Genomic DNA, 21,460 nt, shown 5'->3' with positions numbered 1-21,460 from the left:
TTTGATGGATGGCCGGGTCAAACCCGGCCATGACGGCTAACATCTGGGAAACCCACTATGCCAATCAGGTTCGACGGACGCGTCGCCATCGTCACCGGCGCGGGCAATGGTCTCGGACGCGCGCATGCGCTGGGGCTGGCGAGCCGCGGCGCGAAGGTCGTGGTCAACGATTTCGGCGGCGCGCGTGACGGCACCGGCGGCTCGCTGTCGCCGGCCGAAGCGGTGGTCGAGGAGATCCGCAAGGCCGGCGGCACCGCGATGGCCGACGGCGCCGACGTCTCCAATTTCGAGCAGGTCACCGCCATGGTCGAGCGCGCCACCAAAGAGTGGGGCAGCGTCGACCTCTTGTGCGCCAATGCCGGCATCCTGCGCGACAAGTCGTTCGGCAAGATGGAGGTGGCCGATTTCCAGAAGGTGCTCGACGTGCATCTCGTCGGCACCTTCTATTGCTGCAAGGCCGCCTGGGCCGGCATGCGTGACCGCAATTACGGCCGCATCGTGCTGACGACGTCGTCCTCGGGCCTCTACGGCAATTTCGGCCAGGCCAATTACGGTGCGGCGAAATCCGGCATGGTCGGTATGATGAACGTGCTCGCCGAGGAGGGCCGCAAGAACGACATCCGCGTCAACATCATCTCGCCGACGGCGGCGACGCGCATGACCGAGGAGCTGCTGCCGCCGCAGGCGCTGCAGCTGATGAAGGCGAACGCGATCACCCCCGCGGTCGAGTACATGCTGAGCGAGGATGCACCGACCCGCACCATCATGGGCGCGGGCGCCGGCTCGTTTGCGGTGATCAAGATTTTGGAGAGCGAAGGCATCAACCTGCCGGAGAGCGAGTGGACGCCGGATGCGATCGCCGCGCATTTCGCCGAAATCAGTGACATGTCGAAGGCCAGGGCCCTGCAGGGCGCGTTCGAGCAGACGCAGAAATACGTCGCGCAAGCCGCCGCGCGGGCGGGGATCAAGCTCTGACCGACGTCGTTGTCATCGGCGCCGGTCCCGCCGGGCTGATGGCGGCGGAGGTGCTGGCGTCGGGCGGCGCCCGCGTCACCGTCTACGACGCGATGCCGTCAGCGGGGCGCAAACTCCTGATGGCCGGCCGCGGCGGACTCAACCTCACTCACAGCGAACCGCTGCCGCAGTTCATGACGCGCTATCGCGAGGCGGCACCGAAGCTGCAGGCGGCGGTCGAGGCATTTTCGCCCGATGCGCTGCGTGCCTGGAGCGAGGCGCTGGGCGAGCCGACCTTCGTCGGCAGCAGCGGACGCGTGTTTCCGAGGGCGTTCAAGGCCTCGCCCTTGCTGCGCGCCTGGCTGCGGCGGCTCGATGCTGGCGGTGTCCGCTTCGCCTTTCGCCATCGCTGGGTCGGCTGGGACGGCGAGGGTCGGTTGATCTTTCAGACGCCGAAAGGCGTCTCCGCCATCGAAGCGAACGCCACGCTGCTCGCGCTCGGCGGCGCAAGCTGGCCGCGGCTCGGCTCGGACGCCGGCTGGGTCGACATCCTCGCTGCAAAGGGCATTGCCGTCTCGAAGCTGCGGCCGGCCAATTCCGGCTTCACGGTCGCATGGTCCAAAGTGTTCCGTGACCGTTTCGAAGGCCAGCCGCTCAAGGGCGTGGCGCTGACGCTTCGTGCGCACACGGTGCGCGGAGAGGCGATGATCACCCGCAGCGGCATCGAAGGCGGCGCGATCTACGCGTTGTCGGCGGAACTGCGCGAGGCTGTGCTGAATCTCGGACAGGCGACGCTGATGATCGGGTTGCGGCCCGATCTCGAGGCCGCTGCGCTGACCACGCGGCTGTCAGGCGTGCGTGGCAAGCAATCGCTGGCGAACTTTTTGCGCAAGGCCGCGCAGCTGTCGCCGGTCGGCATCGGCCTCATGCAGGAGGCCGCCATCGCCTCCGGCCGGCCGCTGGCCGCGTTCTCGCCGGCGGAGCTCGCAGATCTGGTCAATGCTGTTCCGGTTCAGCTTACCGGAGTAGCGGCGATCGACCGCGCGATCTCGACGGCAGGCGGAATTCTGTTCGACGAGCTCGACGAGCACTTTATGCTGCGCAAGGTGCCGGGCACGTTCGCCGCCGGCGAAATGCTGGATTGGGAGGCGCCGACCGGCGGGTACTTGTTGCAGGCGTCGTTCGCGACCGGGGCTGCGGCGGGCAGGGGCGTGCTGGGCTGGCTGAAACGCTAACCCCCGTCATTGCGAGCGCAGCGAAGCAATCCAGAATCCCTCCGCAGAGGCAGTCTGGATTGCTTCGTCGCAAGGGCTCCTCGAAATGACGGCCGTGGCAACGGCGCGCGTACACCTACCGCAGCTTCCCACGCGCGGCCACCGGCAGCGTGCCGATGATCTCCTCGCCGCGCACCATCACCACCTCGTCCATCATGTTGACGACGACGCAGACGTGGTTCGGCACGATGCGGACGACGTCGCCGACATTGGGCCGCGTGTTGCTGCGGGACAGATCGAGAAAACCGTGCTCCTCGGCGAACTTCGCGATCTTGGCTTCGGGATGTTCCAGGATCAGGCCGTGGCCGTCGAGCCCGCCGGTATCCGTCGTCAGCGTCTTCGAGCCGGCATCGAGAATGCCGCGCTCGGGCGCGGCGCGGCTGACCACCGTCGAATAGATGTGCAGCGCGCAATCGTCCCAGGTCGCCGAGCCCGCGGCGACCTGCATGCGATCGTTGTAGATATAGGTGCCGAAGCGGTGCTCGGTGCCGCCCTTGAGCTTGCCGATATTGACGAGGTTCGGCGTGCCGCCGGTCGAGACGATCTTGGCGTCGAGCCCGTACGCGCGCACGCCAGCCAGCGCCTCGTCGTAGAACTTTTGGGCCTCAGCCCAGCCGGTCTCGGTCGGATACAGCATGAAGCCGGCGAACGCGAGTCCCTCAGACGCCGCGATCTCGCGCGCCAGCGCAATCGCCTCCGCCGGGGTTTCGACGCCTGCGCGCTTGCGCCCGGTATCGCATTCGACCACGACCGAGAGCGGGCGGCCTGACGCCGCAGCCGCCTTAGGCAGGCCGGCGACGACGGTCGAATTGTCGGCCGCCACCGTCATGTTGGCCTTCGCCTGCAGCGCGCCGAGCCGCGCCATCTTCTCATCGCCCAGCAGATTGTAGCTGATCAGGATGTCGTCGATGCCGGCATTGGCCATGATCTCGGCTTCGCCCAGTTTCTGGCAGGTGATGCCCTTGGCGCCGGCCGCGACCTGCATCTTGGCAATGGTCGGGTTCTTGTGCGTCTTGATGTGGGGGCGATTGGCGATTCCGGCGTCGTCGCAGGCCTTCTGGATCCGCGCGATGTTGCGCTCGACCCTGTCCATGTCGATGACGGCACAGGGTGTGCCGTATTCGCGGGCGATCTTGGCTGCAAGAGTTGTTGTCATGAGTTATGCCTGTTCAATCTCTTCGCGGAGCATTTCGAGTTCGAGCCAACGCTCTTCGGCGGCGGACAGTTCTTCGTGCGCCTTGGCGATGGCAGCCGAGGTGTCGTCGAATTTTTTGCGATCTTTCGCATAGAGACCGGGGTCGTCGAGCACACGCTGCAATTTTGCAATATCGGCGTGCAGCGTTTCCATCTTCTTCGGCAGCGTTTCCAGCGCGTGCTTCTCGTTGAAGCTGAGCTTGCGCTTGGGCGCGGACGAGGGGACCGCTGCGCGCTCGTCCTTCTTCTCCGCCAGCGGTGGCGCTTTCGGCGCCTCGCGCTTCAAATCGGCGCCACGTTGGCTCAGCATGTCGCTGTAGCCACCGGCATATTCGGTCCACTTGCCGTTACCCTCCGGCGCAATCACCGAGGTGACGACGCGGTCGAGGAAGTCGCGGTCGTGACTAATCAGGATGACGGTGCCTTCGTAGTCGCCAAGCATCTCCTCGAGCACGTCGAGCGTTTCGAGGTCGAGATCGTTGGTCGGCTCGTCCAGCACCAGGAGGTTCGACGGCTTTGCCAGCGCTCGCGCCAGCATCAGCCGGCCGCGCTCGCCGCCCGAGAGCACCTCCAGCGGTGTGCCGCGTTGCTCCTGCGCGAACAGGAAGTCCTTCATGTAGCCGACGACGTGCTTCGGCTTGCCGCCGACCATGATTTGATCGCCGCGGCCGCCTGTGAGCGCTTCCGCCAGTGTCGATTTCGGATCGAGGCTTTCGCGATGCTGGTCGAGCGTCGCCATCTCCAGATTGGCCCCGAGACGTATCGTCCCGGAATCCGGCTGCATGCCGCCGGTGAGCAGGTTGACCAGCGTGGTCTTGCCGGCGCCGTTCGGCCCGATGATGCCGAGCCGGTCGCCGCGCTGGATGCGGGTGGAGAAATTCTCGACGATCTTGCGCTCGCCGTAGGATTTCGTGATGCCCTTGGCCTCGATCACCAGCTTGCCGGACTGCTCGGCTTCGCTGGCTGCGAGGTTGGCGCTGCCGGCGGTGCCGCGATAGTTGCGGCGCTGGGCGCGCAGCGCATGCAGATTGGCGAGCCGCTTGACGTTGCGCTTGCGGCGGCCGGAGACGCCGTGGCGCAGCCAGTGCTCCTCGTCGACGATCTTGCGGTCGAGCTTGTGCTGGTCGCGCTCCTCGTCGGCCAGCACCTCGTCGCGCCAGCTCTCGAACGAGGCAAAGCCGCGGTCGATCTGCTTGATCCTGCCGCGGTCGAGCCAGGCGGTTGAGCGCGAGAGGTTGGTGAGGAAGCGGCGGTCGTGGCTGATGATGACGAGCGCGCTGCGCCTGGAGTCGAGCTCCTGCTCCAGCCATTCGATGGTGGCGAGATCGAGATGGTTGGTCGGCTCGTCCAGCAGCAGGATGTCGGGCGAGGGCGCCAGCACGAAGGCCAGCGCCGCGCGGCGCGCCTCGCCACCGGAGAGGTTGTGCGGGTTCTCCTCGCCGGTGAGGCCGAGCTGCTCCAGGAGATAGCGCGCCTGGTGCTGGTCGTCCCCCGGCGCGAGCCCGGACTCGACATAGGCGAGCGTGCTCTTGTGCGCGCCGAAATCCGGCTCCTGCGGCAGGTAGCGCACCGTTGCGCCGGGCTGCACGAAGCGTGTGCCGGCGTCAGGCTCGACCAGGCCGGCCGCGATCTTCAGCAGGGTCGATTTGCCGGAGCCGTTGCGGCCGATCAGGCAGACCCGTTCGGATGGCGCGACGTTGAGCTCGACGCCCGACAGCAGCGGCGTGCCGCCGAAGGTCAGCCTGATGTCTTTGAGTTGGATCAGCGGCGGGGCCATGGCTAACTTTGGCTCGTTGCGGCCTGATCTGCGCGGCGGCGCTGGATCCGGCGCAGTGTCTGGTCGAGCGCCGAGAGGAAGCTGGAGCGGTCTCGCGGCGAGAACGAGCGCGGGCCGCCGGTGACTTCGCCGGCCGATCGCAGGTCCGTCATCAGATTGCGCACCGCCAGCGTCATCCCGATCGATTCTTCGGTGAACGGCTTGCCGTTCGGCGCGATCACGTCGGCGCCCGCCTTCACACAGCGGCTCGCCAGCGGAATGTCCGAGGTCACAACCACGTCGCCGGGCCTGGCGCGCTCGGCGATCCAGTCGTCCGCGGCGTCCATGCCGCTGCCCGCGGCGATGCGCTCGATCAGAGGGTCCTGCGGCACGCGGATGAAATTGCCGGCGACCACGCTCACGGGCACGCCGTGCCGGATCGCGACGCGATAGATTTCGTCCTTCACCGGACAGGCGTCGGCGTCGACAAAGATGCGGGTCGGGGTCTCGGTCATTCCGCCGCGTGGTACCGCATTCGGGCCGCAAAGGCGAGGGGATTGACCCCAGTTCCTCAGGCCCTACGATCGCTCCTGAAACAACAAGAACAGGGAAAGGCCAGTCATGCCGAACCGGCTCGAAACCTATCGCGTCACGGCCTACAACACCGCCAAACAATCCGAAAACAAGATGCACGACGACAATGTGGCCCGCCGCTTCGGCTTTTCCGGCGGGCTGGTCCCCGGCGTCGACGTCTTCGCCTACATGATGCACGTGCCGATCGCGCGCTGGGGGCGGGACTTCCTGTCGCGCGGGCTGGTCGAGGCCCGCTTCATCAAGCCGGTCTATGACGGCGAGACCGCCGATGTCGATGCCACCGAGCACAACGGCCTGCTGACCATCGAGGTGTTCAGTCGCACCGAGCTGTGTGCCACGGGAACGGCGTCGCTACCGGCGGCGGTGCCGGCATTGTCGTTGAGCGACTATGTCGAAGTCCCCGCCGCCGCCGAGCGCAAGCCTGTCAGTCCTGCGACATTCGAGCTGGGCAAATGGCTGGGCACGACGCCGCGCCGGTGGGCCGGGCAGGATGCGGCCGACTATCTCACTGACGTCAGGGAGGCCGATCCGATTTTTGCCCGCGAGGGGCTCGGCCATCCCGGCCTGATTCAGCGCGTCATGAACCGCGTGCTGGTGGACAACACCATTCTAGGCCCATGGATCCACGTCGGCAGCCGCATGCAGCTGCTGTCAGCCGCGCGCGCCGGCGACGAGATCACGGCGCGGGCCAAGGTCACTGCGAATTACGAGAAGAAGGGCCACCGCTTCGTCGAGTTCGACGCGCTGGTCGTCGCCAACGGCACGACGCCGCTCGCGCATTGCCAGCACACCGCGATCTACCAGCCGCGCGAGCAGGCGGCGGCGTAGCGGACAGTTGGGAAAGCCCACGCCCGTCAATCAAGGACGTCGTCATTCCCCGCGAAGGCGGGGAATCCAGTACGCCGCAGCTTCTCGGTCAATCGCTGCCGTCTCGGAGTACTGGATCGCCCAGTCAAGCCGGGCGATGACAGTAGAGTTTGTGGCGACGACAGTGCCCCTTACGCCGCCTTGGCCTTCGCCTCCTGGATCGCGCGCCACACCCGCTCGGGGGTCAGCGGCATGTCGATGTGCTTGATGCCGTACTCCGACAGCGCGTCGAGCACCGCGTTCACCACCGTCGACAGGCTGCCGGCGCAGCCGGCTTCGCCGCAGCCCTTGCTGCCGAGCGGATTGGTGGTGGCGGGCACCGGGTGGTCGCCGACCGTCATGTTGGGGACGTCCTCCGCGCGGGGCAGCGCGTAGTCCATCAGCGAACCCGTGATCGGCTGGCCGCTCTCGTCGTAGCGGATGTGCTCCATCAGCGCCTGGCCGATGCCCTGGACCACGCCGCCATGGAGCTGGCCCGCGACCAGCATCGGGTTGATCACCGTGCCGAAATCGTTGACCGCGCTGTAGCGCACGATCTGCACTACGCCGGTGTCCGGGTCGATCTCGACCTCGGCGACGTGGCAGCCGTTCGGGAACGCCGAGGCGACCGGTTCGCTGGTATGGTCGACATCGAGGCTATCAGGCACGCCCTCCGGCACCTTGCCGTCATGCAGACGCTTGGCGAGCTCCATGATGTCGATGCTGCGATCGGTGCCGGCGATCGTAAAGCTGCCGTCGGCAAACTCGATGTCGGCTTCGGATGCTTCCAGCATGTGCGCGGCGGCGCGCTTGCCTTTCTCGATGACGAGTTTTGCGGCCCCCACGATGGCCTGGCCGGTCGCAGTGATCGAGCGTGAGCCGCCGGTGCCGTTGCCGGTGTGGACGATATCGCTGTCACCCTGCACGAGCTTGACGCTCTCGAAGGGGACGCCGAGCTGCTCGCACAGCACCTGCGCGAACGGCGTGGCATGGCCCTGGCCGTAATCGAGCGTGCCGGTGATGAGCTGCACGGTGCCGTCACGATCGAACACGATCTTGCCGAGCTCGGGGCTCGGCGGCGCGGTGACTTCGAGATAGGAGCCGACCGCGATGCCGCGCAGCTTGCCGGCCTTCTTGCTCTCCTTCTTGCGCTTGGCGAAGTTCTCGTGGTCGGAGATTTCGAGCGCCTTGTTGAACACGGCCTGGAAGTCGCCGCTGTCATATGTGACGCCGGACGACGCCGCGAACGGGATCTGGTTCGGCTTGATGAAGTTGCGCTTGCGCAAGGTCAGCCGGTTGATGCCCATCTCGTCGGCGGCGCGGTCGATCAGCCGCTCCATGTAATAGTTCGCCTCGGGCCGGCCGGCGCCGCGATAGGCCCCCATCAGCGTGGTGTTGGTGAGCACCACCTTGATGTCGACCGCCATCAGCGGCGTGCGATAGACGCTGGAGAAGTTCTTGCCGGTATTGAGCGAAAGCGGCCCCGGCGCGACGCCGGTGATGTAGGCGCCGAGATTGCCGTAGCCGGACAGCTTTGCCGCGAGGAACTGCCCCTCGGCATCGAGCGCGAGCTCGGCGTGGATCTTCTGGGCGCGGCCGTGGCTGTCGGAGAGGAAGCTGGTGGAGCGCTCGTCCAGCCACTTCACCGGGCGTCCCAGTGCCTTCGCCGCATACAGAATGCACATGTACTCGGGATAGTTGATGTTCTTCATGCCGAAGGAGCCGCCGACATTGGCGGTGAGAATGCGCACCTTCTCGTTCGGCACCTTCAGGTTCTTGGCGAGGTTGGCGCGGTTGCCGGCAACGCCCTGCGTCGGCACCTGAAGCGTGTAGCGCTCGGTCTTCTTGTCGTAGGAGGCAAGCCCCACGCGCGGCTCCATCGAGACCACGGCAACGCGGGTGTTCTCGATGTCGAGCTTGGTCACATGAGCGGCGCTGGCGAAGGCGGCGTTCACCTTGTCCATGTCGCCATAGTGGTAGTCGAGCGCGACGTTACCAGGAATGTGGTCATAGAGCTGCGGCGCGCCGGGCTTGGCGGCTTGCTCCGGGTCCGTCACCGCCGGCAGCGGCTCGATGTCGAGCTCGACCGCCTCGGCCGCGTCGCGCGCCTGAGCCAGCGTCTCGGCCACCACGAAGGCGACGGGATCGCCGACGAAGCGGACCTTGTCGGTCGCCAGGGGCTGGCGGTTGGTCTGGAGCAGGGGCGAGCCGTCGCGGCTCTTCAGCGGCAGGCCGCAGGTGAAGGGGCCATAGCCGGCGGCATCAAGATCCTTCCCGGACCACGCCCCCAGCACGCCCGGCATGGCCTTGGCGGCATCGAGGCCGATGCTGCGGATGATGCCATGGGCATGGGTCGAGCGGACGACTACGGCATGGGCCTGGTTCGGCAGGTTGAAATCGTCGGTGTAGCGGCCCTTGCCGCGCACCAGCGTGTCATCCTCCTTGCGGCGGACCGGTTGCCCGACGCCATACTTTTGCAGTGCAATAGCGTTCTCGAGCGTCGACGATTTGGTGTGTTCTTGCATGGGAATTGACCTGAAAAGCCGGCATTTGCGCATTTTCGCGGCAGCGGAGCACCGGACTCCCTCAAATAACCCACCACCCCCGTTCACGACAACGCACGATTGGACATGGTCCCATGTGATGCGTTGTTGCGCAGGCCTGCCGCGCTGCTAATGTTTCAGGCGAATAATCAATTCCAGACCGGCCCGACCGGCCGCGGAAAGACAGTTTGTATGAATGACCACACGCGGCTCCGCGACGGCCATGCGCCGCATAGCGAGCTGGAGGGGTCGATGGCGGCGGTGGCATTGGCCACCAATCCGGCCGTCGGCGCGCAGGCGCCGGGAACCGGCGTCTATGCGGCGCTGGACCTCGGCACCAACAATTGCAGGCTGCTGATCGCCTGTCCGACTCAGGACGGCTTTCGTGTGGTCGATTCCTTCTCGCGCATCATCCGGCTCGGGGAGGGCGTCTCGGCGACGGGGTGCATTAGCGACGCCGCGATCGAGCGCGCCATCGCCGCGCTCAGCATCTGCCGCGACAAGATCAATCTGCGGAAGGCGCGTCGGCTGCGGCTGATCGCGACCGAAGCCTGCCGCGCGGCTTCGAACGCGGAAGGTTTCCGCAGCCGCGTTGCGGCCGAGACCGGCATCGAGCTCGAGGTGATCGACCGCGAGACCGAGGCCGCGCTCGCCGTGCTGGGTTGCTCGCCGCTGGTCGACCCCAGGGGGCGGGGCGCGATCCTGTTCGACATCGGCGGCGGCTCCACCGAGCTGGTGCGGATCGAGCGCGACGCCACCAATCCGGAGCCGCGCATAAAAGCCTGGATGTCGATTCCCTATGGTGTGGTCACGCTCGCTGAGCAGTTCGGCGGACGCGACGTCACGCCAGAGATCTATGCCGCCATGGAGCAGGAGGTCGCAAGCCACGTCGCGCCATTCGCCGAGGAGCACGGCCGCGATCTCGCCGACATGCACCTGCTCGGCACGTCGGGCACGGTGACGACGCTGGCCGGCATCCATCTCAACCTCGCGCGCTATGACCGCCGCCGCATCGACAGCATCTGGATGAACGATGCCGACATCACCGCGACCATCAACAAGCTGCTCGGCATGAGCTACGAGGAGCGTGCCGCCAACAGCTGCATCAGCGTCGAGCGCGCCGATCTCGTCCTGGCGGGCTGCGCCATCCTCGACGCTATCCGCCGCGCCTTTCCGCTGCCGCGCCTGCGCGTCGCCGACCGCGGCTTGCGCGAGGGCATGCTGGTCGAGATGATGCGCGAGGACGGTGCGCTCAGGAGCTGGTGAGTATGGCCAAGGACACCACCGGCCGCTTGCACGTTCAGGTCAAGACCGGCGGCAAGCGCAAATTGTCGTCGAAGCTGTGGCTGGAGCGGCAGCTCAACGATCCCTACGTCGCCAAAGCCAAGGCGGCGGGCTATCGCTCCCGCGCCGCGTTCAAGCTGCTGGAGATCGACGACAAGTTCCGGCTTCTGAAGCCTGGCATGGCCGTGGTCGATCTCGGCGCGGCGCCCGGCGGCTGGAGCCAGATTGCCGCCAAGCGCGTCGGATCATTGGAAGGCAAGGGCAAGGTCGTCGCGATCGATCTGTTGGAGATGCCGGAGATTCCCGGGGTCGATTTCGCGCAGCTCGACTTCATGGACAACGACGCGCCCGAGAAGCTCACCGCGATGCTGGGCGGCAAGGCCGACGTCGTGATGTCCGACATGGCCGCCAACACCACCGGCCACCGCAAGACCGACCAGCTCCGCATCGTCGGCCTGGTCGAGACGGCGGCGGCCTTTGCCTGCGACGTGCTCAAACCCGGCGGCACGTTCCTGGCGAAAACGTTCCAGAGCGGCGCCGATGCCGAGCTGCTCGCCCAGCTCAAGCGCGACTTTGCAACGGTGCGTCACGTCAAGCCGGCGGCGAGCCGGCAGGATTCGTCCGAACGCTATGTGCTGGCGACGGGATTTCGAGGCGGCGGAGCGGCGTAGCTACGTACTCCGTCATTGCGAGGAGCTCTTGCGACGAAGCAATCCAGAGTGCTTCTGCGGAGAGATTCTGGATTGCTTCGCTTCGCTCGCAATGACGGGAGGAGACTACCCCAGCCGCTGATCCCGCACGTCCTGCGTATCCTCGGACGCCGCCTTGACCGCGGCCTTCTCCGCACCCTTGCCGGCGCCCTTGCGGCTCGCGATCTCCACCGCCTTGCGTCCAGAAATCTCGTGGCCGGCGTCCGCGGGCATCTGCCAGAAGAACCAGCTCGAGGCCGCCGAGGTCAGCGCGACTACGACGAAGGCGGGCGCGAACACCGTGGCGTTGAGCTCGCTGACATGGCTGAACCACATCGTGGTCTCGACACAGGCCGCGCCGACGGCGACGCCGGCCGAGATCGCGAGCTGCTGGTTGACGCTGACGAGGGTGGTGGCGCGGCTCATCTGCGCGGTCTCGACGTCGGCATAGGCGACCGTGTTGATCGCAGTGAACTGCAGCGAGCGGAAGAAGCCGCCGACCACCAGGATCACCATGATGATGAGCAGCGGCGTCGTCACCGTGAACAGCGCACAGACGCCGAGAAAGAACGCGCTGACGATCGCGTTCACCGTCATCAAATTGCGGAAGCCGAAGGTGCGGATGATGCGCGCCGCCAGCGTCTTCATGCCCATCGCCCCGAGCGAGGAGGCAAAGGTGACGAGGCCGGAATGGAACGGCGACAGGCCGAAGCCGATCTGCATCAGGAGCGGCAGCAGGAACGGCAGCGCGCCGATGCCGAGCCGGAACAGGAAGCCGCCGAACACGGCTGCGCGCAGCGTCGGCAGCTTCAGGAGCGAGAAGTCCAGCACCGGCGATCTGGTCCGCCGCGCGTGGATGACGTAGAGCGTCATCGAGATCGCTCCGCCCACGACCAGCGCGGCCACCGTGCTCCATGGCAGCAGGTTGAGCCCGGCAACGGAAAGGCCGAAGGCGATGCCTGCGAGCCCCAGCCCAGAGAGCACCATGCCGTAGAGATCGAATGGCTCGCGTTCCTCGCTCTTGATCGGGTCGATGTACTTCAGCGCCATGAAGATCCCGAGCAGCCCGATCGGGATGTTGATCAGGAAGATCCAGTGCCAGGACGCATAGGTCGTGATGAAGCCGCCGAGCGGCGGGCCGATCACGGGACCGATCAGGGCAGGGACCGTCACCCAAGCCATGGCGTTGACCAGCGCGCTCTTATCGACCGAACGCAGCAGCACGAGGCGCCCGACCGGCGTCATCATGGCGCCGCCCATGCCTTGCAGGATGCGCGCGAACACGAAGTCGGTGACCGAGGTCGAGAGCGCGCAGCCGACCGAGCCGACCATGAACACGCCGACGGCGATCGCGAACACCATCCGCGCGCCAAACCGGTCGGCGGTCCAGCCGCTCGCCGGAATGAACACCGCGAGCGACAGCAGATAGGAGGTGATCGCGAGCTTCAGCGTCAGCGGGCTGGTGCCGATGTCGGCTGCGATCGCCGGCAGCGAGGTGGCGATCACGGTCGAATCCATGTTCTCCATGAACAGAGCGGTGGCCACGATCAGCGGAATGACGCGTTGCTTGTCGACCATGAGGGTAATGAAATCGGAAGGAGGGGTGGAGCTGCGGCTTATCACCGCCGTCCGCCGCCGACCATTGCGGATCCACGCATGGCACCTAAATCCCGCGTAACAACGGTGTGACCCACAGCCTCCGTCATGCCGGGGCGTCGCTTCTCGCTCCGCCGTCATTCCGGGGCGCGCCCCTTGGCGCGAGCCCGGAATCTATTGGGCCGCAGCGTTGCCGCCAGATGGATTACGGGTTCGCGACTTCGTCGCGCCCCGGAATGACGGCGGAGGGGACGGCGCACCGAGCCCAACCCCGCTGAATCGGCCAAAAAACCCCTGTGCATGGCTGGCCAGCGGCCCGAATTGCTTTGATTCGTCACGCGGCCGTGCTATCGACCCGCGTCAACCCCACCGATGGGCTCCGATTCTCAAGGCGTTGCCGCAAGGGACGCCGAGGGCGGCGCTCATCCATTAGCATTTGCGGCAGGGCCGCAGGAAGGAGTTGGCAGATGGCCACGGTGCAACTTCAGGGCATCCGCGAAGCCTTTACGTTCGACGACGTGCTGTTGAAGCCTGGCCTGTCCGACGTCATGCCGGGCGAGGTCGACATTCGCTCCCGCGTCACCCGCGCCATCCCGCTCAACATCCCGATCATGGCCTCGGCCATGGACACCGTCACCGAGGCCCGCATGGCGATCGCCATGGCGCAGGCCGGCGGCCTCGGCGTCATCCACCGCAACTTCGATCCCGAAGGGCAGGCCGCCCAGGTGCGGCAGGTCAAGCGCTACGAGTCCGGCATGGTGGTGAACCCGCTCACCATCAGCCCCGACGCCACGCTCGACGACGCGCTCAAGCTGATGAGCGATCACGGCATCTCCGGCATTCCCGTCGTCACCGGCGCCGGCAAGAACACGCCCGGCAAGCTGGTCGGCATCCTCACCAACCGCGACGTGCGCTTTGCCACCGACCGCCGGCAAAAAGTCTCCGAGCTGATGACCCGTGAAGGGCTCGTCACGGTCCGTGAGAATGTCAACCAAGATGAGGCGCGGCGGATGCTGCACCAGCACCGCATCGAGAAGCTGCTGGTGGTCGACGATCAATATCGCTGCGTCGGGCTCATCACCGTGAAGGACATGGAGAAGGCGGTTGCTCATCCGCTCGCCTGCAAGGACGGGCAGGGGCGTCTTCGCGTCGCTGCCGCCACCACGGTCGGCGATACCGGATTCGAGCGCACCGAGCGGCTGATCGATGCCGGCGTCGACCTTGTCGTCGTCGACACCGCGCACGGCCATTCCCGTCACGTGCTGCAGGCGGTGAACCGCATCAAGCGCCTGTCCAATTCGGTGCAGGTCGTCGCCGGCAACGTTGCCACCACGGAAGGCGCGCAGGCGCTGATCGATGCGGGCGCGGATTGCATCAAGGTCGGCATCGGCCCGGGCTCGATCTGCACCACGCGCATCGTCGCCGGCGTCGGCGTGCCCCAGCTCACCGCGATCATGGATGCGGTCGAAGCGGCGAAGAAGGCCGACATCCCCGTCATCGCCGACGGTGGCATCAAATATTCCGGCGACCTTGCGAAAGCGCTCGCGGCCGGCGCCGACATTGCCATGGTCGGCTCGCTGCTCGCCGGCACCGACGAGACGCCCGGCGAAGTGTTTTTGTGGCAGGGCCGTTCCTACAAGGCCTATCGCGGCATGGGCTCGGTCGGCGCGATGGCGCGGGGATCTGCCGACCGCTACTTCCAGCAGGACATCAAGGACACGCTCAAGCTCGTGCCCGAGGGCATCGAGGGGCAGGTGCCCTACAAGGGCCCGGTCGGCAACGTCATGCACCAGCTCGCCGGCGGCTTGCGCGCCGCGATGGGCTATGTCGGCGCACGCGACATGAAGGAGCTGCACGACAAGGCCCAGTTCGTCCGCATCACCGGTGCGGGCTTGCGCGAAAGCCACGTCCACGACGTCACCATCACGCGCGAGAGCCCGAATTATCCGGGCGGGGGTTAGGCGCTTCGGTCGCGCGCGCGTTTTGCGCGCGATAAGATACTGCCGTGCTTGGTTCGCACCGGAGCGGCCCGCGACCGGATTTCGGATAAGCTCGTCGTCGCTGTCGCTCAGGTAAGGTTGAGATGCAATCCTACTCGGCGAATGGCGCTGCATCCACCAGATCAACCACCGAAGGCGCGCTGTATCCTTCGACAAAGCGTTCGCCGAAATCCCGGATGAAATTGTCGTAGCTTGTTTCCGGCCTGGTGCTTGCAATATGGCAGAAGCAGCGGCGGAATTGCCGCTTGATCTGCATTCGCGGGAATTCGGCGACGATCCGCGACACTTCGGCGGCGGGGATGATGTCGTATTGCAGCCCGATGACGTCGAAGCAGATGCCGGCCGTGGCGAGTGCAACCTCGCTCTCTTTGTAGAGAGCGATCGACGGGGTCGAGTTCAGCGCGACGCTGTCCCAGATCAGCTGGGCGCGGCGCCGGTCGAAGCCGCGCTCGGCGGCAAAGTGCCGCGCCAGGTCCGCGCCTTCGACCTCGAAGCGGCGAGGTCCGGCGAAGCTTTCATTCAGCGTGATGTCGTGCAGCAGGGTGCCGACCGCGAGCACCTCCTCATCGTGCACCACGTTCTGCAATTGTCCGAGCCTTGCCGCGAACAGCCACGAGCGGACGACGTGGTTGAACAGATACGGGGCGCAGTGCTGCCGCGCATGTTCGATTGCGGCATCGACTATGGGAGTGTCGGGAACGACGACGCCCGCGAGGGTGCGGTGGGCAGGTTTGTCCATGCTGCTGTCTTTCTCGTTGAGATCTGCAATTCAGGTGAACGAGATCGCTAGCTCCGGATGAATTTCAGCAGCTCGGCGTTGATCTGATCCTGATGGGTGGCCGTCAGGCCGTGCGGGGCCCCCGGGTAGTAGACGTCCTTGGCGCCCTTGATCAGCTTCGCCGATTTGCGCGCGGAGTCCTTGACCGGCACGATCTGGTCGTCCTCGCCGTGCAGGACCAGGGTCGGCACGTCGAACTTCTTCAGGTCCTCGGTGAAATCAGTTTCCGAGAAAGCTTTGACGCTCTCATAGGCATTCTTGGCGCCTGCCTGCATGCTCCACAGCCAGAACTGGTCGAGCGTGCCCTGCGAGACTTTTGCACCCGGCCGGTTTGCGCCGTAGAAGGCAATCGCCAGATCCTTGTAGTATTGCGACCGGTCGCCGGCGACGCCTGCACGAATGGCATCGAACACCTCGACCGGAAGTCCCTCCGGGTTGGCTTCGGTCTTCAGCATGATCGGCGGCACCGCCGCGATCAGCACCGCCTTGGCGACGCGACCGGTACCATGGCGGCCGATATAGCGCGCGACCTCGCCACCGCCGGTGGAATGGCCGATCAGCGTGGCGTCCCGTAAATCAAGCGCTTCGATCACCGCGGCGAGATCGTCGGCATAGCCGTTCATGTCGTTGTGCTCCGAGGCCTGGCTGGAGCGACCATGACCGCGCCGGTCGTGCGCGACGACGCGAAAGCCGTGCTGGGCAAGGAACAGCATCTGGCCGTCCCAGGCGTCTGCATTCAGCGGCCAGCCGTGCGAGAAGGTCACGACGGGGCCTTGGCCCCAGTCCTTGTAATAGATCTCGGTGCCGTCCTTGGTGGTGATCGTGCTCATCGTTTTGCGTCCTTTGGGGTGAGGAGAGGGTTGTGGAGCCAGTCGGCGAGCCGGGTCCGCCCGAGCTGTGGCTCGTCGCCCGGCGTCAGCGACTGATCGTTCAGGGGCAGGCCGAAATAGTCCGCCCGGATATCGGGGATCACTCGGCGTGTGTCGCCCCTGGCGGCCAGAACCTGCTGTGCAAACTCATCGAGGCCACGCCTTTCGGGACCAGCGATCTCGATTATGCGGTTGCGAGGCGGACCAAGCGCCAATTCGGTCAGTGTGGCCGCGACGTCGTCGGCAGCGACGGGCTGGAGATGCGCAGGCGACAGCCGGATCACGTCGCCCTCGGCGCCGCCTGCGATGATCGCGTCGATGAATTCGAAGAACTGGGTCGCGCGCAGGATGGTGTATGGAAGGCTTGATGCTTGGATGAGCTCCTCTTGCACAAGCTTTGCGCGAAAATAGCCGCTCGTCTCCAGTCGGTCGGTACCCACCACCGACAGCGCGAGATGATGCTTCACCTCGGCGGCGGTTTCGGCCGCCAGCAGGTTGCGGCCCGAGGTCCGGAAAAAATCCATCGCGGTCTTGTCGTCGAAGGCGGGCGAATTCGAGACGTCGATTACGACTTGTGCACCGTCGACTGCTTCGGCGAGGCCCTCGCGGGTCAATGTGTTGACGCCGGAGGAGGGCGAGGCCGCGACCACCTGGTGGCCTTTGGCCTGAAGCCTGCGCACCACATTGCTTCCGATCAGGCCGCTGCCGCCGATCACCACGATCTTCATTGTGCCCTCGCGTCTCGTTCGCTCCAGATGCGGCAGGATGCGCCGGAATCCGGCCCAAGACCTTGGTATGGACGTGCAGCGCCCTTGGTTTTCGCTTGAAATCTACTTGGAGTTTCGTCCAAACAGGGCGCAGCAGCCTCGGCTGGGGTGCGCCGAGAGCGGGATGCCGCTCGGGTTTCAATCAGGGTCTTTGTGGTGCGGTTCACCTTCGAAGCCTATGTCCTCGATGAGGACCGGCGGGAGTTGCGGCGGGACTCCGAGGCGGTCAGCCTCACGCCGCAGGCTTTCGATCTGCTGCTGTATCTGGTGCGCAACCGCGGCCACGTCGTCAGCAAGAATGATCTGTTCGACACGGTCTGGGGCGGGCGGATCGTCTCGGAATCGACGCTGGCCAGCCACATCAACGCTGTGCGCAGGGCGCTGGAAGACAGTGGAGAGGGACAGCGGCTGATTCGAACCGTTCCGCGCAAGGGGTTCCGCTTCGTCGGCGAGGTGCACGTAGCGGCCGATCAGCGCATCGCGATCGTGCCGTCGGCGGAGAAGCCGGTTGCCGCGCTCGACCTGCCCGACCGGCCCTCGATCGCAGTGCTGCCGTTTCTGAACCTGAGCGGGGACCCCGCTCAGGACTACTTCGCCGACGGCGTCGTCGAAGACATCATCTTCGGTCTGTCGCGAATCCGCTGGCTGTTCGTGATCGCCCGCAATTCCAGCTTCACCTACAAGGGCCGCGCGGTCGATGTGAAGCAAATTGGCCGCGAACTGGGCGTGCGCTACGTCCTGGAAGGCAGCGTGCGCCGCTCCGCTGGCCGCGTGCGCATCACCGGACAATTGATCGACGCCTCTACCGGCGCTCATCTGTGGGCTGAGCGGTTCGAGAGCGCGATGGACGACATCTTCGAACTGCAGGACCAGATCACCGCCAGCGTCGTCGGCGCGATTGCGCCGCAGCTCGAACTCGCCGAAATCGAACGCGCCAAGCGCAAACCGACCGAAAGCCTCGATGCCTACGACTATTATCTCCGCGGGCTGGCGCAATTCCACACCGCGACCCGCGACGGAATCGATGCGGCGTTGCCACTGTTCTACGGGGCGATCGATCGCGATCCGGACTTTGCTGCGGCTTATGGCATGGCGGCGTGGTGCTTTTACTGGCGCAAGATGAATCGCTGGCTCGCAGACCGCGCCGCCGATGGCGCCGAGGCGGCGCGGTTGTGCCAGCGCGCGGTGACGCTGAACAAGAACGACGCAGTTGCATTGTGCCGTGGCGGCCACACATGGCCCCATTTCGGCGGCGATCTGGACACCTGCGTCGCCCATGTAGACCGCGCGCTGGTGCTCAATCCGAATTCGTCGACGATCTGGTATCTCGGCGGGTATCAACGAATCTCGATGGGCGAACACGACAGCGCGATCGACTATTTCAGTCGCGCCATGCGGCTCAGCCCGCTCGACCCCGAGATATTTCAGATGCAGACCGGGATCGCGATGGGACATCTGTATTGCCGCCGCTTCGACGACGCGGTGGCGTCACTGCAGCGGGCATCGCGGCAGATGCCGAACGTCCTGCGGGTGGCCGCCTTCATGGCGGCGAGCCACGCGCTAGCCGGGCGGATGGACGAAGCCCGTGAAGCGATGGCCCACGTCCGCAGGCTGGATCCGACTTTACGGGTCAGCGTTTTGGAGGATTGGCTGCTCGTCCGCCGCCCGCAGGATTTCGCGCTCGCCTCGGAGGGCATGCGGATGGCCGGGCTACCCGAATGAAGGACGCTGTCTCGGCACAAAATGCTGGAAACGGCGACAACGGATCTGAACAGGCTTGATCGGCGATAGGCCTTGAATCGACGCTGACGCGCCCTCGGCTCCGAGGGGCCAACCGCTCACCGCTTTTGTGTTGACGCGCCTCGCTGCCTCCGCTTCCGTCCGTATCGAAAGACAAAAGGAGGAAGCCATGGCCCAAGCCAAACGCATCGTTCTCGCCGCGCGTCCCGTCGGCGAACCCAAGCCGTCTGATTTTCGCCTGGAGGAATTCGCCGTTCCGACGCCAGGGCAGGGCGAAGTCCTGCTGCGCACGATCTGGCTGTCGCTCGATCCCTATATGCGCGGGCGCATGAGCGAAGGGCCGTCCTACGCAGCTCCGGTGCCGGTCGGCGGCGTGATGGAAGGCGAGGCGGTCAGCGAGGTCGCGGCCTCCAACAATCCCGATTTCGCGGTCGGTGACATCGTGCGCATCCGCTCGGGCTGGCAGACTCATGCGATCTCGAACGGCAAGGGCCTGATTAAGGTGGACCCCAAGCTCGGGCCGATCTCGACCTCGATCGGCGTGCTCGGCATGCCCGGCATGACCGCCTATACCGGCCTGCTCGACATCGGCAAGCCGCAACCGGGCGAGACTGTCGTCGTTGCCGGTGCGTCCGGCGCCGTCGGTTCGGCGGTGGGGCAGATCGCGAAGATCAAGGGCGCACGCGCGGTCGGCATCGCCGGCGGCAAGGACAAGTGCGACTACGTCGTGAAGGAGCTCGGTTTCGATGCCTGCATCGATCACCGCGATCCCGATCTCGCCGCCAAGCTGAAGGAAGCCTGCCCAAAGGGCATCGACGTCTATTTCGAGAATGTCGGCGGTGCGGTGTTCGAGGCGGTGTTCCCGCTGCTCAACCCGTTTGCGCGCGTGCCGGTGTGCGGCCTGATCGCCCATTACAACGACACCGAGGCCAAGCCGCCGAAATGGGCCGCCAGCCTGATGCGCGCCACGCTGACCAAGCGGCTGACCTTCCGTGGCTTCATCGTCTCCGACTTCGCCGCCCGCCACGGCGACTTCCTGCGCGACATGTCGGGCTGGGTTCGCGTCGGCAAGGTCAAGTACAAGGAGTTCGTCACCGAGGGCCTGGAAAGCGCCCCCGGCGCCTTCATAGGCCTGCTGAAGGGGGCCAATTTCGGCAAGCAGCTGGTCCGGGTCGGGCCGGACAAGGCCTAGGCATGATCCGGAAAAATGTGAAGCGGTTTTCCGGAAAGATCATGCCAAAACAACAACCTAAAGCGCGAGCGCATTCATCGCGCTTTAGGCGACAGGGACTGGGCCTTACGTGGCCCCGCGGGCACACGCCGCGTGGGGATAGTTAAGAAAGAGTCACCAAATGGTCACACCTGCCCGCAAAAGCCGCGGGTGTGACCGCCTGTTCATTGACGGCCGGACGAAGGCATTGAATCATCGCGCATATTTTAGGTGCTGCGATGTTAGAGATTGGTATTTTCTGCGTCATCCTCCTAGCCGTCGGCTATTGGGCGACCATGTTCATCATGGGCCGTCGCGACGACGTCATCCATGGCAAGTTCGTTCACGCCGAGGACGAGGGCGAATTCGCCCCGGCCGCAATGCCTGCGCCTCCGCCATTCCCGAAGCGTCCCGTGAAAGCTGCGCAGCGCCCCGCTGCTCAGCCAGCCGGCACCGAGGCCAAGCCGGTGAACAGCGCTGCGCTGCAATCGCTGCTCGCGGCCATCCAGCAGGATCTTAAAAGCGTGGCTTGAGTCTTTCGCGAGGCCGCAACACAGCATGATTCGGAAAAGTGGGTGGCGGTTTTCCGAAAAGTCATGCTCAAACAGTAACCCAAAGCGCGATGACGATTCATCTTAATCGCATCGCGCTTTAGGCGGCGTGCCGCATGCGTTCGATACTCTGAGTAATATGGTTTCCTGCATCGTCAGCGACCTTCAAAGACATGTCCGCCATCCGGCGGCTGGTATCGAGGGCGCTTCTGATCGAATCGCGCATCAGATCGGTCTGCACAGCCGCCAAATCCTGCGGAGTTCGGCAGCGCCAGAGTTCATTCATACGGTCCCATGGTCCTCTCGATCTGCTGTCGAACGAAATCGAAGTACTCGCGTGAGACGCCGTTCATTCCTTTGACGACCGCGGTTGTAGAGTACATGATTGCTTCAGCGTTGCGGACCGATCGTTCTGTTGCCTGCTCCGTTTCATTGCCCGTCACACCGAACGTGCGACCAAGCTGATCAGCAGACCGGCCCAACATCACAGTGGCCATGTCGACGCCGAAGCGCCAACTGTTTTGCAACATCTCGGCATTCTGTTGCAGCAGGTGACTGCTGGCTTGGGCCACCTCCTCGCTGGCCTCAGCGGTAGCTAAGCCGATCCGTCTGGTTTGCTCAGCGGTCCTTTCGGCGGCGCGGCGCATTGTGTCCTCAGGGCTTTGCGTAGACTTTTCCTCCTGGCGTGGATTAGCCATCTGTTGCTCCTTGGTTATTGTTGGTGACGTCGGATCCTCTCCGTCACAGGTGCGATCCTTAGCGGCCAACGTGGGCATTTCTCGACCGTTCCGGGGCACGTGATTTTTAATCAATCC

19 protein-coding genes are annotated in these 21,460 nt (G+C 65.3%); 9 read left to right on the top strand and 10 right to left on the bottom strand.

Features of this window, described 5'->3' with window-relative positions; all coding sequences use genetic code 11:
• Window positions 1-57: 57 nt before the first annotated feature.
• Together I6F16_RS03175 and I6F16_RS03170 are read left to right on the top strand one after the other, a co-directional pair.
• Window positions 58-975, top strand: coding sequence for an SDR family NAD(P)-dependent oxidoreductase (locus tag I6F16_RS03175; protein WP_225112212.1), 918 nt, complete (start codon window positions 58-60; stop codon window positions 973-975).
• Window positions 972-2,189, top strand: coding sequence for a TIGR03862 family flavoprotein (locus tag I6F16_RS03170; RefSeq protein ID WP_225173514.1), 1,218 nt, complete (start codon window positions 972-974; stop codon window positions 2,187-2,189). The genes I6F16_RS03175 and I6F16_RS03170 overlap by 4 nt, the downstream gene beginning before the upstream one ends.
• 115 nt (window positions 2,190-2,304) lie before the next feature.
• Here I6F16_RS03170 and I6F16_RS03165 read toward each other — a convergent pair whose 3' ends face one another.
• From I6F16_RS03165 to I6F16_RS03155, 3 genes are read right to left on the bottom strand one after another with little or no spacing between them, the layout of a single operon-like run.
• The gene (locus tag I6F16_RS03165; protein ID WP_225173441.1) at window positions 2,305-3,384 is read right to left on the bottom strand and encodes a D-TA family PLP-dependent enzyme; all 1,080 of its coding nucleotides are present in this window, start codon (window positions 3,382-3,384) and stop codon (window positions 2,305-2,307) included.
• A 3-nt stretch (window positions 3,385-3,387) separates the two neighbouring features.
• Complete coding sequence (locus I6F16_RS03160) at window positions 3,388-5,199, bottom strand: ATP-binding cassette domain-containing protein (protein ID WP_225173440.1); 1,812 nt, start codon at window positions 5,197-5,199, stop codon at window positions 3,388-3,390.
• 2 nt (window positions 5,200-5,201) lie between these two features.
• Window positions 5,202-5,693, bottom strand: a complete 492-nt coding sequence (locus tag I6F16_RS03155; RefSeq protein WP_057028908.1) for a YaiI/YqxD family protein — start codon at window positions 5,691-5,693, stop codon at window positions 5,202-5,204.
• 106 nt (window positions 5,694-5,799) lie between these two features.
• Between I6F16_RS03155 and I6F16_RS03150 the strand changes: the two genes are divergently transcribed.
• The gene (locus I6F16_RS03150; protein ID WP_225173439.1) at window positions 5,800-6,600 is read left to right on the top strand and encodes a hypothetical protein; all 801 of its coding nucleotides are present in this window, start codon (window positions 5,800-5,802) and stop codon (window positions 6,598-6,600) included.
• A 170-nt stretch (window positions 6,601-6,770) separates the two neighbouring features.
• On the opposite strand, the gene I6F16_RS03145 is transcribed toward I6F16_RS03150, so the two are convergent.
• Window positions 6,771-9,143 (bottom strand): xanthine dehydrogenase family protein molybdopterin-binding subunit, encoded by a 2,373-nt coding sequence (locus I6F16_RS03145; RefSeq protein ID WP_225173438.1) that lies wholly within the window; start codon window positions 9,141-9,143, stop codon window positions 6,771-6,773.
• A gap of 210 nt (window positions 9,144-9,353) precedes the next feature.
• Between I6F16_RS03145 and I6F16_RS03140 the strand changes: the two genes are divergently transcribed.
• Complete coding sequence (locus I6F16_RS03140; RefSeq protein ID WP_036001035.1) at window positions 9,354-10,427, top strand: Ppx/GppA phosphatase family protein; 1,074 nt, start codon at window positions 9,354-9,356, stop codon at window positions 10,425-10,427.
• A 2-nt stretch (window positions 10,428-10,429) separates the two neighbouring features.
• Window positions 10,430-11,116, top strand: a complete 687-nt coding sequence (locus I6F16_RS03135) for an RlmE family RNA methyltransferase (protein WP_036022539.1) — start codon at window positions 10,430-10,432, stop codon at window positions 11,114-11,116.
• 105 nt (window positions 11,117-11,221) lie between these two features.
• On the opposite strand, the gene I6F16_RS03130 is transcribed toward I6F16_RS03135, so the two are convergent.
• Window positions 11,222-12,712 carry an MDR family MFS transporter gene (locus I6F16_RS03130; protein WP_225140203.1) on the bottom strand — a complete coding sequence of 497 codons (1,491 nt, stop codon included), beginning with the start codon at window positions 12,710-12,712 and terminating at the stop codon, window positions 11,222-11,224.
• 485 nt (window positions 12,713-13,197) lie between these two features.
• Here I6F16_RS03130 and guaB point away from each other — a divergent pair, with 485 nt between their 5' ends.
• Window positions 13,198-14,691: an IMP dehydrogenase gene (gene guaB / locus I6F16_RS03125; RefSeq protein WP_036001027.1), complete on the top strand. Its 1,494-nt coding sequence runs from the start codon at window positions 13,198-13,200 to the stop codon at window positions 14,689-14,691.
• Between the two features lie 130 nt (window positions 14,692-14,821).
• Here guaB and I6F16_RS03120 read toward each other — a convergent pair whose 3' ends face one another.
• Genes I6F16_RS03120 through I6F16_RS03110 form a run of 3 tightly spaced genes read right to left on the bottom strand, consistent with a single transcriptional unit; the run spans window position 14,822 to window position 17,105 of the window.
• Complete coding sequence (locus I6F16_RS03120; RefSeq protein ID WP_057028914.1) at window positions 14,822-15,469, bottom strand: hypothetical protein; 648 nt, start codon at window positions 15,467-15,469, stop codon at window positions 14,822-14,824.
• Window positions 15,470-15,516: 47 nt separating this feature from the next.
• Window positions 15,517-16,338: an alpha/beta hydrolase gene (locus I6F16_RS03115; RefSeq protein WP_225112217.1), complete on the bottom strand. Its 822-nt coding sequence runs from the start codon at window positions 16,336-16,338 to the stop codon at window positions 15,517-15,519.
• Window positions 16,335-17,105, bottom strand: coding sequence for an SDR family oxidoreductase (locus I6F16_RS03110; protein WP_225112218.1), 771 nt, complete (start codon window positions 17,103-17,105; stop codon window positions 16,335-16,337). The genes I6F16_RS03115 and I6F16_RS03110 overlap by 4 nt, the downstream gene beginning before the upstream one ends.
• 195 nt (window positions 17,106-17,300) lie before the next feature.
• Between I6F16_RS03110 and I6F16_RS03105 the strand changes: the two genes are divergently transcribed.
• From I6F16_RS03105 to I6F16_RS03095, 3 genes are all read left to right on the top strand, one after another.
• Window positions 17,301-18,866, top strand: a complete 1,566-nt coding sequence (locus I6F16_RS03105; RefSeq protein ID WP_225112219.1) for a winged helix-turn-helix domain-containing tetratricopeptide repeat protein — start codon at window positions 17,301-17,303, stop codon at window positions 18,864-18,866.
• A 187-nt stretch (window positions 18,867-19,053) separates the two neighbouring features.
• Complete coding sequence (locus tag I6F16_RS03100) at window positions 19,054-20,076, top strand: NADP-dependent oxidoreductase (protein WP_225112220.1); 1,023 nt, start codon at window positions 19,054-19,056, stop codon at window positions 20,074-20,076.
• Window positions 20,077-20,333: 257 nt separating this feature from the next.
• Window positions 20,334-20,627: a hypothetical protein gene (locus tag I6F16_RS03095; RefSeq protein WP_057028917.1), complete on the top strand. Its 294-nt coding sequence runs from the start codon at window positions 20,334-20,336 to the stop codon at window positions 20,625-20,627.
• Window positions 20,628-20,745: 118 nt separating this feature from the next.
• Here I6F16_RS03095 and I6F16_RS03090 read toward each other — a convergent pair whose 3' ends face one another.
• Both I6F16_RS03090 and I6F16_RS03085 read right to left on the bottom strand, forming a co-directional pair.
• The gene (locus tag I6F16_RS03090; RefSeq protein WP_225173437.1) at window positions 20,746-20,931 is read right to left on the bottom strand and encodes a phasin family protein; all 186 of its coding nucleotides are present in this window, start codon (window positions 20,929-20,931) and stop codon (window positions 20,746-20,748) included.
• A complete protein-coding gene (locus tag I6F16_RS03085) occupies window positions 20,924-21,343 on the bottom strand; it encodes a hypothetical protein (protein ID WP_225173436.1) in 420 nt (139 codons plus the stop codon). The genes I6F16_RS03090 and I6F16_RS03085 overlap by 8 nt, the downstream gene beginning before the upstream one ends.
• Between the last annotated feature and the right edge of the window lie 117 nt (window positions 21,344-21,460).

This window comes from Bradyrhizobium sp. IC4060, assembly GCF_020193715.1.
Classification (GTDB): domain Bacteria; phylum Pseudomonadota; class Alphaproteobacteria; order Rhizobiales; family Xanthobacteraceae; genus Bradyrhizobium; species Bradyrhizobium yuanmingense.
This window is presented reverse-complemented; position numbering and strand designations above follow the sequence as displayed.